We start from the raw sequence: 14,129 nt of genomic DNA, 5'->3' as shown, positions 1-14,129 counted from the left end.
CGCGTCCAGTGTAATGAATTTGCCATCAGAATTCTGTTTGCTGCGCGCAGTCAAGGCACATGTCGAATTCGGTCATTCATTGGAATCATAAGGTTGCCGGTGCGCTAACAGCCCGTCGAACTTCAGGAAATATCGGAGATACAGGCCAGGGCATGGGAGAAATCCGGGGCGAGAAAATCCGTTTTCGCAAAGGCGACATTGTTGCCCTCGAGACCTTGCCGTCGGCGCAGGTCGATGATCCCTTGATCGTGCATTGCCCGCGCCGGCGTGGGCCACTTACCAGATTGATGCGGTTTGGCGCCTATATCGTCCTGTCGCTGATGGCCATGCTGGGGGCGGCGGCAATCGCGATTGAAACCGGCACGCTGGACCAGGCCCTGTCGACCGGTGCACGCGCCGCTTTTCAATCCGCGATTGGCGACGACCTGAAAGCCGATATCGACCAGACCTCCATTCGTCTTTCCAAGAATTTGCATCTGGCGGTCGCCGCGCAGAATGTCACCCTGACCGATCCGAAAACCCAGCAGGTGGTCTCCAAAGCCGGCGACGTCAAACTGGTCATCGATCCGATCTCGCTGCTGATGGGGCGGGTTTCCGTGACCGAAATCGACGTGACCGGCATCGATTTCGACAGTTCACGGCTGTTTCAGGGCGGCGATCTGGATCTTGCCACGCTGCGGATCGACAAGTTTCCGGCGTTCATGGAAACGATGTTCGGCAATCTGGACAATGTGCGTGGCTTTATCGTTCGGGGCGGTCTGGACCGGTTGCGCCTGGGTGGCATCACCTTGCCTGCCAAGAACGGAATTGGCCAGCCGGTGGATGTGCAGGTCGAAGACCTGACATTGACCCGCAGGAAGAACGATTCGCTCGCCATCGAGGGCGAGGCATCCATCAACGGCAAGGTCAGCATGATCTCCGCCGAGGCGGTGACTGACGGAACCCGCACCACCTCTCTGACAGCCACGGTGACGGATCTGATCGCCACGCCCTTCCTGATCAAGCGCACCCCTACCGGGGTCTGGCGGGACGGGGCCGATACCAGCATCAATATCGATTTCTACGCCTTGCGGCAGTCACAAAGCCAGAGACCGGCGCTATCGGCGCGGTTGCGGACAGAAAACGGCATACTCTATGTCGATGGCGACAAGCAGGACCTGACGCGGGCCGACATCAATCTCGCCTATGATTTCGATAAGCTGACGGCGGAAATCCGACCCTCTGAGGTGGATTTCGGCCCGACCCATGTGCCGTTTTCCGGCGGCTTCATCGATCTCGACCGGTTGCAATCCGTACCGGGTGATGCCCAGGGTATCGGTATCGATCTGCTGGTCGATCAGGGCACGGCCTCGGTGGAATCATCGGGAGAGCAACCGTTTCCGTTTTCTTTGAAGGCCTTTGGACAATTCATTCCCAGCCAGCGTCATTTGACATTCAGCGAGTTGGCGGTGTCGACGCCGCATGGCAGCATGCAATCCACGCTGAATGTGCAGTTCGGCAGTGCGTCGCCGGAAATCCGTTTCAGCGGTAAACTGTTTGAGATGCGCACCGCCATGGTCAAGCAGCTCTGGCCTTATTGGATGGCCATGAAGCCACGGACCTGGGTGCAGGCCAATCTGTTCGGCGGTACAATCAGCAATGCCTCTATCGATGTGCTCATTCCTGCCGGACGAATGAAGCCTATACCGCAGCCTCTGGATCTGGGGCCTGACGAGCTGAAAATCGCTTTCGATATCAGCGGTGCGCGGATGAACGTCACCGGTGACTTGCCGCCGATTCGTGATCTTGCCGGGCATTTCGACCTGACGGGGCCGGATTTGCAGGTGCGTATCGATGGCGGCACCTCCTATTTTCCCTCAGGGCGCAAGGTCAAGTTGGACAAAGGCACATTTGCCATCGCCAATACCTACAAGAAGCCTCTGATGGCCAATATCGCCGTTTCCGTCAGCGGCCCGGCTGATGCCATGGCGGAACTTGCAACCTTCAAGCCCATGCAAGCCCTGCAACGCACGGAATTCGTGCCAGAGGATTTTGCCGGCGAGATCAAGGCCGATGTCCAGCTCTATGGTGGCATTATTGCCGATCAGAAACCTCCGCCGGAAGTGTGGAAGGCATCGCTGGATTTGAAGGGAGTCGATCTCAAGCGGCCCTATATGGACAAGAAGATCACGGGCTTCGATGGCACGCTGGTAGTCGATCCGCAAAATGCCGTCTTGCAGGGGGGCGCACAGATCGATGGCGTGCCGGTTGAGATCGACTTCTCCCAGCCGGTCGACCGCGGTTCCAATAGAGCGCCAAGCTGGACGGTGAAAGGACAGCTGAATGACAGCCAGCGCGCCAAGCTCGTTCCAGGCCTTGGCGACATTGTCGGTGGTACGATCGATCTGGAAGTGTCGCGCCTCGATGATAACCGCCAGTTGGTGAAAAGCGACCTGTCGCGCGCGACTTTGAACATCCCGGTTATCGGCTGGACCAAGGGCTCCGGTATTCCCGCCAGGGTGTCGATGGAGTTGCAGGACAAGTCCGGCATGCTGATGCTCGACAAGTTCAATCTCGATGGCGACGGGTTCGGGGCGACCGGCAAGCTTGTGGTATCCAAATCCAATGGACTGGTTGGTGCGGATCTCGACCATGTCAAACTGGCATCCGCCGATGATTTCGGCCTTTCGGTTCAGGTCAACAAGGGTGTCATCAACGCAAAGGTCAGCGGCAGCAGCGTTGATGGCCGTGCTTTCCTGAAAAAGCTGAAATCCGGTAGCTCTTCTAATGGCGCGACTGGCGACGGTCGCTCGTCAAGCAATTCGACCGATGTCGATATAAATGTCGATATCGACAAACTGATTGGTTTCAATGACGAATCCCTTTCCGGCGTCAGGCTGGTTTATGGTTCCCGGTCGGGTGCAATAACCGCGCTGAAAATGAGTGCCGTGACCGATACCGGCCAGGCGGTTGTCGTTCAGTCGGCCAAGGCTGGAAATGGCAATGACATATCGTTGATTTCCAGCGATGCAGGCACTTTGGTGCGGTTTGTCGATCTCTACAGCCATATGCGCGGTGGCATGCTGGACGTGAAAATCCGTGGTGATCTGAACAAGAACTGGATGGGCAATGTTGATCTGCGCAATTTCCGGGTCGAGAATGAGGATCGGTTGCAGAAAATTGTCACGACGCCGGCAACCGATGATGGCCGTAGCCTGAATACGGCGGTCAAGCGTGATCTGGATGTGAGTTCGGAAAAATTCCAGCGGGCCTTCGCCCGGCTGGTCTATCAGGACGGCGTGCTCAGGACCGATAATGGCATCGTCCGTGGCGAACAGGTCGGCGCATCGTTCCAGGGTACCATCAAGGATACCAGGGGCCAGATGGAGATGACCGGCACATTCATGCCCGCCTATGGTCTCAATCGTCTGTTCGCGGAAGTTCCGATTATCGGCGCCATTCTTGGCAATGGCCGGGACCGTGGCCTTTTGGGCATTACCTTCAAGCTGAAAGGCCCGGTTGATGCCCCGCATCTGGTGGTGAACCCGCTATCGATCATCGCCCCCGGCATGTTCCGCCAGATCTTCGAATTCCAATAGAGTCTGTCAGGTTCAGATTGAACCAGACAAGACTCTATTTTCTTTTGTTTTCGTTTGTCTGTTCGGGAAAATTGGGTTCCACTTTCCCTGACAAACTCTAGCCCTGTTATCCGCTCCATAGATCGGGCAGAAAACCGGAATGGGCATGATGCTTCAAGCAGTGCCTATTCCTGAACCGGTTGAGCGCCCGGAAGCGCTGGATGGATGAGGTCGATCTGGCTGGTATTGGACGGCAGGAAGGTCGGGCCGACGCGGCGCACGGATTGCCGTCCGGGATCATAGGGTCGGCTCACCGCCTCTGGCTCAGGCAGCGGCTTATTCGTGGCTTCCATGCCATTTGTCGCCTTTTGATCTTTCGATGGTTTGTCCTGCGCTCCAGATGGAGCCTCCAACTGTCTCGTCCCGGCGGCCGATCCATTGGATGTGATGGAAATGACTGAGGACCCGCCAGAATCAGTCCCTAAACCAGGCTTTGGAGCATTGGTCTGCAAGCCGTCAGAACCGCTTCTGTTGCAACTGCATTGTCCAGGCTGTCCGGGCGCGCGGCTGAGATAGGCGAAGGCATGGGGCATATCGCGATAAGGCTGGCCGGTCACGGTTGAAACCATATCCTTGGCCTCGTCGGTGAGCCGGGAATAATAGAGTTCGGCTTCTGTCCCAGGACAAAGCCGGTTGCATGTTTCGGCATCGCGGCCGAAATCACGGGCGGGCGTGCTGGGAGAGATCGGGAAAAAGCTACCATCGCAGGTGCGGACGCAAAGAGTTCTGTATCCGCCCTGTCCCGAAGGCAGCATAAGTCCATCGCTCGATGATGAGATCTGCGCCTCGTTGCGCAATGGATAATCGGGATAAACAGGGGCCTCATAGGGCCTGACCGTGTCCTGGCTGTCATCCGCGTCCTGGAGTGCCGAGCCCGGTTCGGTGACATCGCAGCCATTCGATTGCAAGGCAGCCGTCAGCTCCTCGTGACGGGGATTGACGCCGCCCTTCATGCCCGCTGCGTTGCGTTCGATCAGAAGCTGACGCTTGTTTTCCTGCATGACGGCAAGGCTCTCCTGCATCGGTGCGCAGAGATCCTGTCCATGGCCGTCGAGAACGGCGATACTGGAGGAACATCCGGCCTGTTGCATGGTGCGTTGCAATTTGCGGATCTCAAAATCCTGTCGGGTCACAGCTCCCGAATAGGCGCGTACGTCCTGAGAATTGCCAATCACGACAGGTGTCTGGGCAAGCTCGGCCCGAATGGCCTCGCAGCTTGGGGCGGCCCATGCCGAACCGGCTGGCCCGAGGGCAATGAAACAACAGGACGCGACAACGATGAGAGCGATAGCGCGCATGCGGATCCATAAGCCATGCTATTGGGGCCATGCTATTGGGCCGGTTGACGGGAAACTAAACAAGCCAAGTGACTTTAAGTCATGCGACATAAAGCCAAGTGATAGGGAACATAGGGCAGGGCGTCGCAAACGCCAACCCGTAATCCTGTTTTAGCAATCCCCTCTGCCGGGCCCAAGAGGCTGACAATACGAAGAGCCATTGTGGGATCTCTTCGTATAAGAGATCCCGCGTCAGGCGGCGCGTGCCTGTTCCAGTGACATGGGAGTGTCGAGCAGGCGTCCGGTGATGGCGGCAGTGTTTTTCATGGCATCGAGCATGCCGCCATTGATCTCCCAGGCAATTGCCACGGCATGAACCGAGCCGATCTTATGCGGCGCACCGATCCGTTCGCCGGGGCAGCCCATGCGGCGAAACATCCGCTCCAAAAACACATCTGTCACGGTGACGATATGCGTAAGCCCCGATGCAAGGCCCAGTTCACCAACACCACACATCAGCTCGGCTGCGGCAATGCTGACCTGGTTGGAGGAGCGATCCAGGGAAATGTCCGGGTCGATGCAGAACCGGCTCGATTCCCACATGGCAATGTCACGAATGGCCGGTTTTCCGTCCAATAGAACGGGAAAAGTATCATCCAGCATATTCGGGCCAAGCGTCGGCAGCAGCCGGAGCGAGCCGCGCAACCGGCCTGTCCGGTCGTCATAAGATAAAACGTAAATCGGATTGGCATCGTCATAATGATCCATCTCGAAATCGCCTTGTACAACGACATCCCATTTCAAAAGATCATGAAATACTTTTTTTCGCAGGCGAAACATATCTGCCAATGCCGCCTGTTGGGTCTGCTTATGTCGGCTGTTCAGAATTTTGAGCATGCGTGTCTCCTTGATTGGAAGGTGACACAATATGGGTGTAAAAAAATTCCAATAAAACTGACGGTAGTGACAGTTTAAATGACAAGAATTGACCGTTAAACTGTTCCGATTCACCATTTCATACCAAGGCATCGAAGATGTGACCCACATCCGGTCTTGAAGGCCTTGCAGATATCTAAAACACATCACCGGCCTGAAATTTTTGTAAAAACAATACGCACTGCCATCGTCAATGATAGTTCGTATCACTCAACTGCGGAGATGTTTGGTTAAGATAAGTTGTGGAGGGTGGCGGCCCGTTATAATGGCGCTTCAGGTGGAATCAGGCCGCGTTGCAGTGCTTTTGCCACCGCTTGAGTGTTGGAGACGGCGTCGAGCTTGATGCGGGCATTGGCCATGAAATACCGCACGGTCCGTTCCGAGATTCCAAGGATAACCGCAGTTTCCCAGTAGCTTTTGCCAGCAGCCGTCCAGCGCAGGGTTTCCTGTTCCCGTCGGGTGAGGGTGGGCAACGCTTCAATCCGGGCACCATCGCAGCGTTTGATCAGGCCTGCGTGAAATTTTCCTGCCAGAAGATGAACGTCGCGGTCATGGCAGCGGCGAAAGCGTCGCCACTCTTCCTCACACGCATTGCTTGCAATAGCGAGAATTGCGCCGCGCCCATCGACCGAAAGCAGCGGATAACTGACCGCCTGCCTCGGCAAGGGCAGATCGCGCAGCTTGCTGCGCAACAGCAGGCCCTCTTCGCTCAATTGCGCCAGGTCATGCATATCCACCGGTTCCATGGCCCGGCTGAGCTGTGACAAGACGTTACGCAAAACAGGCGCATCGAGCATGAGGATAGGGTCTTTTGCCTGCTGATCGAATGTATGCCCGTATCGATATACCTGGGCGCCTGCCGAGGTGATGGAAGCGTCCATGTAGAGACAGCCCGACAGGTTGTAGCTGGTTTGCAGACGCTTCAGGAAATCGGTCCATTTCGCGCTGGTGGCGGTCTCCAGCCAATCGAGCAAATTGAAATAAATGTCATCGTCAAACATGAAAGCCCCGCAATTTTTAAGGGTTTATTTTCTACCTTTGAGGGCAAATGTCCATGTGTCGAATAAGGTTTCAGGTCTGCGATTTTATGTCTTGCGAAGACGACGGTGCCCGGCTCGAACACCGAAAGCTCCGTTTCTGGAAGAAACAGAGCAAGGGAAACAGAGCGTAAGAGAACCAGAGCAATTGAGAGCATCATAAATAGATGGTGCCCGAGACCGGCATCCTCATCGGGCCCGGCGTCGCATTTGCCAGGAAAAGCGGACCCCGTTTTTCTGAACGGAAACGCAAGCAGGCAAAAAAAATCACTCAGGTTCGGAATGAACCTGAGTGATGACAGAATGCGAAAGATCGAAAGTGGGGGTCAGTCCTGCTGGTTGGCTTCCACCACGGCAAGAGCGGCCATATTGACAACGCCACGTGAGGTGACGGACGTCGACAGAACGTGCGCTGGCTGGGCCGCTCCCAGAAGGATCGGGCCAACATGCAGCGCATCGGTCAAGGTACGAACGATACCCAGCGAGATGTTGGCGGAATCCAGATTGGGGAAGACCAGCAGGTTTGCATCGCCCGACAGCGTGCTGTTGGGCATGGCGCGCCGACGCAAGGTTTCCGACAGGGCCGAACCGCCCTGCATTTCGCCATCAACTTCCAGGTCAGGCGCTTCCTTGCGCAGGATCTCAAGTGCTGCGCGCATCTTGCGGGCGCTTTCGCAATTGCGCGAGCCGAAATTGGAGTGAGACAGAAGCGCTGCTTTCGGCGTGATGCCGAATTGGCGAATTGTCTGGGCGGCCAGAATGGTCATTTCCGCCACTTCTTCCGCCGTTGGATTTTCCGTTACGAATGTATCGGTCATGAAAACCGCACCGCGTTGGGAAATCAGCAGGCTGAGACCGGAAAAGTCCCGGACATTCGGCTTCTTGCCGAGAATCTGGCTGACATCGTGGACATGTCTGTCAAACCGGCCTTCGACGCCGCAGATCAGCGCATCGGCTTCGCCGCGCTTCAGCGACAGTGCGCCAATCACGGTCGTATTGGTGCGCACGATGGTTCTTGCCGCTTCGGGATTGATGCCCGACCGTCCAACCAGCGCCACGTAATCGTCGACATAGTCACGGTAGCGCGGATCGTCCTCTGGATTGACGATGGCGAAATCGGTGCCGGGCCGGATACGAAGGCCGAAGCGTTTCAGACGCGTTTCGATGATCTGCGGACGACCGATCAGGATCGGCTCGCCGATCCCGTCTTCCAGCAGCACCTGGGCGGCACGCAGCACGCGTTCATCCTCGCCTTCGGCAAAGATCACCCGCTTTTTCACAGCCGTTTTTGCATTGGCAAAGATCGGCTTCATGATGAAGCCGGAGCGGAAGACGAAACGGCTCAGGGTATCGAGATAGCTGTCGTAATCGGCAATCGGCCTGCGGGCGACGCCACTCTCTTCAGCGGCTTTTGCCACGGCGGGCGCGATGCGCAGGATAAGGCGTGGGTCGAAGGGCGAGGGGATCAGGTATTCAGGTCCGAAAGTCGGCGAGTCGCCGGTATAGGCCCTGGCTGCCACTTCTGAGACTTCTTCGCGCGCCAGCGCGGCGATGGCCTTGACGGCGGCCATCTTCATCTCTTCGTTGATCGTGGTCGCGCCGCAATCCAGCGCACCCCGGAAGATATAAGGGAAGCAGAGAACGTTATTGACCTGGTTGGGATAGTCCGAACGACCGGTGCAGATCATTGCGTCGGGACGGGCGGTGCGCGCCAGTTCCGGCATGATTTCCGGCTTTGGATTGGCCAGAGCCATGATCAGCGGGCTTGGCGCCATCTGTTCCAGCAGTTCCGGCTTCAGGACGCCCGCGGCGGACAGGCCGAGGAATACATCGGCGCCGCCAATGCTTTCGGCAAGCACCCGCTTGTCGCTCTCCTGGGCATAGACCTCTTTCCAGGGGTCCATCAGCTCGTTGCGGCCCTTGTAGACCAGGCCCTCAATGTCGTGAACCCAGATATTTTCGCGTTTCGCGCCGAGCGCAACCAGAAGGTTGAGGCAGGCCAGAGCCGCAGCTCCTGCGCCTGACGCGACGATCTTGACGTCGCCAATGGTTTTACCGGCCAGTTCCAGGCCGTTCAGAATAGCGGCGGCGACGATGATCGCGGTGCCGTGCTGGTCATCGTGAAACACCGGAATATTCATCCGGTCACGCAATTGCTGCTCGATCTCGAAGCATTCCGGCGCCTTGATATCTTCAAGGTTAATGCCGCCGAAGGTCGGCTCCAGCGAGGCGACGGTGGAGACCATGGCATCGACGGTCATGGCGTCGACTTCGATGTCAAATACATCGATGCCGGCGAATTTCTTGAACAGGACGGCCTTGCCTTCCATGACAGGCTTGGAGGCCAGCGGGCCGATATTGCCGAGGCCGAGCACGGCGGTGCCGTTGGAAATCACCGCGACCAGATTGGCGCGCGCCGTGTAATCGTCAGCGGCCTGTGGATTGTCGCGAATGGCAAGGCAGGGAGCCGCAACGCCGGGAGAGTAGGCCAGCGCCAGATCGCGCTGGTTGCCCAGCGGCTTGGTGGCCTGGATCTCCAGTTTGCCGGGACGGGGATGCAGATGGTAAAACAGCGCCTGTTCGTCCAGATCACCAGATGCGGGCGCATTTGTCTTTGTTTTGTCGTCGGTCATGCTTCTTGCCGGTTCATCGTTCATCTCTTCCCCCCTCATACAACAAATCGTTCCACGGACCAGAACATATTTCTCGTGGGCATGGCAATTGCAGCCCATCGGTGTACCGCCCGTGTCATCATCCTGAAACACGAGTCTGATTTTGAGAGCATGCCAAAGCTGATCGTAAAGGACCATTCCCGTGAGCGACGAAACCGAAACGCGGCATGTGAGAACCCTCTTCATTTCGGATGTGCATCTCGGCTCCAAGGCCGCAAAAACTGATTTTTTGCTGGATTTCCTGCGTGTTTACGATGCCGACACGATCGTTCTGGTTGGCGATATCGTCGATGGCTGGCGGTTGAAACGCAGCTGGTACTGGCCGCAGGGCTGTAATGATGTGGTGCAGAAATTGCTGCGCAAGGCGCGCAAGGGCACAAGAATTGTCTATATCCCCGGAAATCACGACGAGTTCCTCCGGGGTTTTCCCGGTACCCATTTCGGTGGAATCGAAGTGCTGGACCAGATGATTCATGAGACGGCGGATAACAAGCGCTATCTGGTTCTGCATGGCGACCAGTTCGATGTGGTGGTGCGCAATGCGCGCCTGCTCGCCTATATGGGGGACTGGGCTTACGATATGGCGATTGCCATCAACGTGGTTCTTGCGGCCGTCCGCCGCCGGATGGGCATGCCCTATTGGTCCTTTTCCGCCTGGGCCAAGCTACAGGTCAAGCATGCAGTCAATTTTATTGGCGAATTCCAGAAAGTCGTCGCCGACGAAGCGCGCCGCAACGACGTGCATGGGGTGATCTGTGGCCACATCCATCACGCCGTGATGGAGGATGTCGGCGGCATCCATTACATCAATACCGGCGATTGGGTGGAAAGCTGCACCGCGGTGGCCGAACATTTCGATGGGCATTTCGAACTGATCGAATGGGGCACGCGCTATAACGCCGCCACGCAACCGCATCTGCTGGGGCCACCGGAGCCGATTCGCATCTTTCCGGTGGAAAACCCCGCTGGAACAGAAACACAGGCGGCGCGCTGCAACGCATAAAATGGTTATAGGTGACAAAAGCCTGTGGACCGAAGTGTTACCCATGGGTTGATCGACACTTTTCACGTAAAGATCAGTGGAATTGTCGCGAGGGAACGATATATAGTCGCCAGCATCAAGCCGATGGCGGCTTGCCCACTCTCTGAGTGATGGCTTTGAAAGTGTATACGTTTTGAGTTCCGGTCAGATGGACAATGCCACGGTCGATGCCGAACAGCTGGAAGGGGAGGCCGGGCAGCGGCTTCGCCTGAGCGGTCCGTGGCGCAATACCACGGTCGATACCGTGATTCCAAAACTGCTGGAAATGCGCGAAACGCTGAACGGCCATGTCGAGATCGACATTACCGGCATTTCAAGTCTCGATACATCGGGCGCATGGATTATCCGCCGCATGGAACTGGCCGCCGCCAGGCAGGGCGATGTGCAGATTGTCGGTGGCAGCGACGCGATGCGGGAGCTGATTTCCGCGCTGCCGGAGCAGCCGCCTTTGCCAGAAAAGGTCGTGGATCACCGTCCCTTCTACCAGCGGGTGTTAGAGCCGGTTGGCAAGATGAGCGTCAGCCTGTTCGAAGACGTCCTGGCCATGAGCTATGTGCTCGGCTCGGCGGTGCGTGGCACGCAATCCAAGGAAAGACGTGGCGGGCGGGCGTCCATCGCTTCCATCGTCAATCAGCTGGACCATATGGGTCTGCGGGCGGTACCGATCATCCTGCTGATGTCCTTTCTGATCGGGGCAATTATCGCCCAGCAGGGCGCTTTCCAGCTGCGCTATTTTGGCGCCGAAGTCTTTGTGGTCGACCTGGTCGGCATTCTGCAATTGCGCGAGATCGGCGTTCTCTTGACCGCCATCATGATCGCTGGCCGTTCGGGCAGCGCCATCACCGCTGAAATCGGCTCGATGAAGATGCGCGAGGAAGTGGATGCGCTGAAGGTTATCGGTCTCAATCCGATCGGCGTTCTCGTGCTCCCGCGTATCGTCGCGCTGGTCATTGCGCTACCGCTTCTGACGGTTATCGCCAATTTTGCGGCACTTTACGGTGCTGCGGTCGTTTCTTTTGCCTATTCCGGCATTACCTTTCAGGTCTTTGTTACCCGTCTGCATGACGCCGTGGATTACGCCACCTTCGCTGCCGGACTGATCAAGGCGCCGTTCATGGCCGTGGTGATCGGCATCGTCGCGGCGGTGGAAGGTATGAAGGTTGGTGGCAGCGCCGAATCGCTCGGCCAGCACGTCACGGCCTCGGTGGTGAAGTCGATCTTCGTCGTCATCCTCATGGATGGGCTGTTTGCCGTCTTCTACGCAGCGATCAATTTTTAAGGGGCCGCCGTGGAACAGCAAGACCTGAACAATCAAGACAGAGACAATCATCCGACACAAGAGGTGCCGCCGCTTCAGGAAGGGCGCGAAGCGGTGCTGTCCGTTCGTGGTCTGACGGTCGGTTTCGGTGACAAGCTGGTGCTGGACAATCTCGATCTCGATGTCTATCGCGGCGAAATTCTTGGTTTTGTCGGGGCTTCGGGTGCAGGCAAATCGGTGCTGATGCGCACAGTGCTGCGGCTTTTGCCGCGTCAGGCCGGTCAGATCCACATTCTGGGCGCAGACTACGATTCGGTCAGCGCTGCCGAACGCTCCAATCTCGATACACGCCTCGGCGTGCTTTTCCAGCACGGCGCCTTGTTTTCGGCGCTGACGGTCAAGGAAAACATCCAATTGCCGATGCGGGAATATCTGAAGCTTCCGCAAGTGTTGATGGATGAGCTGGCCTATCTGAAAATCCAGATGGTCGGCCTGTCTGCGGATGCCGGGGACAAATACCCTTCCGAATTGTCCGGCGGCATGATCAAGCGGGCGGCTTTGGCGCGTGCGCTGGCGCTCGATCCGGACCTGGTGTTTCTCGATGAACCGACCTCCGGCCTCGATCCGATTGGCGCTGCCGAGTTTGACGATTTGATTGCCCGCCTGCGCGATACGCTGGGGCTGACGGTGTATATGGTCACACACGATCTCGACAGCCTGTTTTCCGTCTGCGACCGCATCGCCGTGCTCGGACAGAAACGAGTCTTGGTTGAGGGACCGTTAACGGATATGCTCGCCTGCGACGATGACTGGGTAAAATCCTATTTCCGGGGCAAGCGGGCGCGCTCCATTCCCAAACATCAGGAAATGCGCAGCTCCCGCGCGATTGCCCGCACGATTGATTGAGATCCTATGGAAACCAAAGCGAATTACACCATCGTCGGCCTGTTCACGCTTCTTGTGATCCTTGCGGCATTTGGTTTTGTCTACTGGATGGCCGAATATGGCCGGGGCGGTCCCATGTCACCGCTGACCATCCGCATTCCTGGCTCCGCCAATGGTTTGAGCGTCGGCTCGCCGGTGCGCTTCAATGGCATCCAGATCGGCTCGGTCGTTTCCTTGAGCATTGACCGTGACGATCCGGCCTTTTCCATCGCGGAGACGCAGGTCCAGCAGGATGCGCCCATTCGCTCCAATACCAAGGCGGCACTTGAGGTCCAGGGCCTGACCGGTGCGGCCTATGTCGAAATGTCGGGTGGCGTCGGTGGCGACGATTTGCTGAAGAAAGCCCAGGACACCGGCAAGACGGCGGTTCTGGTGGCCGATCAGTCCAGCCTGACCAATCTTCTGGCGACCGCTGACAAGATCATGAAGCGCGCCGATGACGCGATCGCCAATGTCCAGGGTTTCGTCGCCGATGCGCGCGGACCGTTGACCAATACGATGCGCAACGCTGAAACCTTTTCCAAGGCTCTGGCCGACAATGCCGATGGCATCGACACCTTCCTGAAGAGCGTCAGCGCGCTTTCCGATACGATCACCGGCCTATCCGGACGGCTTGATTCAACGCTTGCCGCAGCCGAAGACCTGCTGAAAGCGGTAGACCGCAACAAGGTCAACCAGATCCTCACCAATGCCGAAACCTTCACCGGCAAGATTGCCGATGCCTCCGACAAGGTCGGCGTTGCCGTCGACAATTTTTCGGCAACCGCCAAAACCTTCAATGATTTCGGCGTGAAGGCCGAGGGAACGCTTGGGCAGGTCAACGCGCTGATCGCCGCGATCGATACGCAGAAGGTCTCGCGTGTCGTGGATGACGTTTCCGTGGCCGTGACCGACGCCCGCAGTGCAGCAGCCAATGTCCAATCGGTCACCGAGACCTTCAAGGATCGTAAACCGGATATCGACCAGGCAATCAGCGACTTTACCCAGCTTTCCAACCGGCTGAACAATGCTTCGACAAGGGTGGATGGCATTCTGGCCAAGGTCGATGCGTTGCTGGGTTCCGACGATACCAATTCGCTCTCGGCCGAGGCCAAGCGTACCCTCCAGTCCATTCGCGCCGTGGCTGATAATCTCAACCAGAAGATCGGCCCGATTGCCGACAATCTGTCGAAGTTCTCGTCTTCCGGCCTGAAGGACATTCAGACGCTGGTCAACGATACGCGCAGCACCGTGAAGAACCTGGATGACACGATCAGCAATTTTGATCGTGATCCCCAACGGCTGATCTTCGGTGGCGACAACGTCAAGCAATATGATGGGCGGACAAGACGGTGACAGGTTTTTC

Annotated in this window: 9 protein-coding genes; 5 read left to right on the top strand and 4 right to left on the bottom strand. The window is 57.2% G+C overall.

What is annotated here, in order from left to right; translation table 11 throughout:
- Positions 1-152: 152 nt before the first annotated feature.
- A complete protein-coding gene (locus V6582_RS02915; RefSeq protein ID WP_197434453.1) occupies positions 153-3,578 on the top strand; it encodes a DUF3971 domain-containing protein in 3,426 nt (1,141 codons plus the stop codon).
- Positions 3,579-3,742: 164 nt separating this feature from the next.
- Here the strand turns inward: V6582_RS02915 and V6582_RS02910 are convergent, their stop codons facing one another.
- The 4 genes from V6582_RS02910 to V6582_RS02895 form a co-directional block, all read right to left on the bottom strand.
- Entirely contained in the window at positions 3,743-4,915 is a 1,173-nt protein-coding gene (locus tag V6582_RS02910) for a DUF2865 domain-containing protein (RefSeq protein ID WP_156633487.1), read from the bottom strand.
- 231 nt (positions 4,916-5,146) lie between these two features.
- Positions 5,147-5,791, bottom strand: coding sequence for an acyl-homoserine-lactone synthase (locus V6582_RS02905; protein WP_156633486.1), 645 nt, complete (start codon positions 5,789-5,791; stop codon positions 5,147-5,149).
- A 299-nt stretch (positions 5,792-6,090) separates the two neighbouring features.
- Entirely contained in the window at positions 6,091-6,831 is a 741-nt protein-coding gene (locus V6582_RS02900) for a helix-turn-helix transcriptional regulator (protein ID WP_156633485.1), read from the bottom strand.
- 362 nt (positions 6,832-7,193) lie between these two features.
- The gene (locus V6582_RS02895) at positions 7,194-9,500 is read right to left on the bottom strand and encodes an NADP-dependent malic enzyme (protein ID WP_156633510.1); all 2,307 of its coding nucleotides are present in this window, start codon (positions 9,498-9,500) and stop codon (positions 7,194-7,196) included.
- A gap of 181 nt (positions 9,501-9,681) precedes the next feature.
- Here V6582_RS02895 and V6582_RS02890 point away from each other — a divergent pair, with 181 nt between their 5' ends.
- From V6582_RS02890 to V6582_RS02875, 4 genes are all read left to right on the top strand, one after another.
- On the top strand, positions 9,682-10,542 hold the full coding sequence (locus V6582_RS02890) for a UDP-2,3-diacylglucosamine diphosphatase (protein WP_337739350.1): 861 nt from the start codon (positions 9,682-9,684) through the stop codon (positions 10,540-10,542).
- A 187-nt stretch (positions 10,543-10,729) separates the two neighbouring features.
- Positions 10,730-11,860, top strand: a complete 1,131-nt coding sequence (locus tag V6582_RS02885; RefSeq protein ID WP_156633484.1) for an ABC transporter permease — start codon at positions 10,730-10,732, stop codon at positions 11,858-11,860.
- 63 nt (positions 11,861-11,923) lie between these two features.
- Positions 11,924-12,745 carry an ABC transporter ATP-binding protein gene (locus tag V6582_RS02880; RefSeq protein WP_337739353.1) on the top strand — a complete coding sequence of 274 codons (822 nt, stop codon included), beginning with the start codon at positions 11,924-11,926 and terminating at the stop codon, positions 12,743-12,745.
- A 6-nt stretch (positions 12,746-12,751) separates the two neighbouring features.
- Positions 12,752-14,119 (top strand): MlaD family protein, encoded by a 1,368-nt coding sequence (locus tag V6582_RS02875; RefSeq protein ID WP_156633483.1) that lies wholly within the window; start codon positions 12,752-12,754, stop codon positions 14,117-14,119.
- Positions 14,120-14,129 lie beyond the last annotated feature (10 nt).

It is taken from the genome of Agrobacterium vitis (assembly GCF_037039395.1).
Taxonomy (GTDB): Bacteria; Pseudomonadota; Alphaproteobacteria; order Rhizobiales; family Rhizobiaceae; genus Allorhizobium; species Allorhizobium vitis_E.
This window is presented reverse-complemented; position numbering and strand designations above follow the sequence as displayed.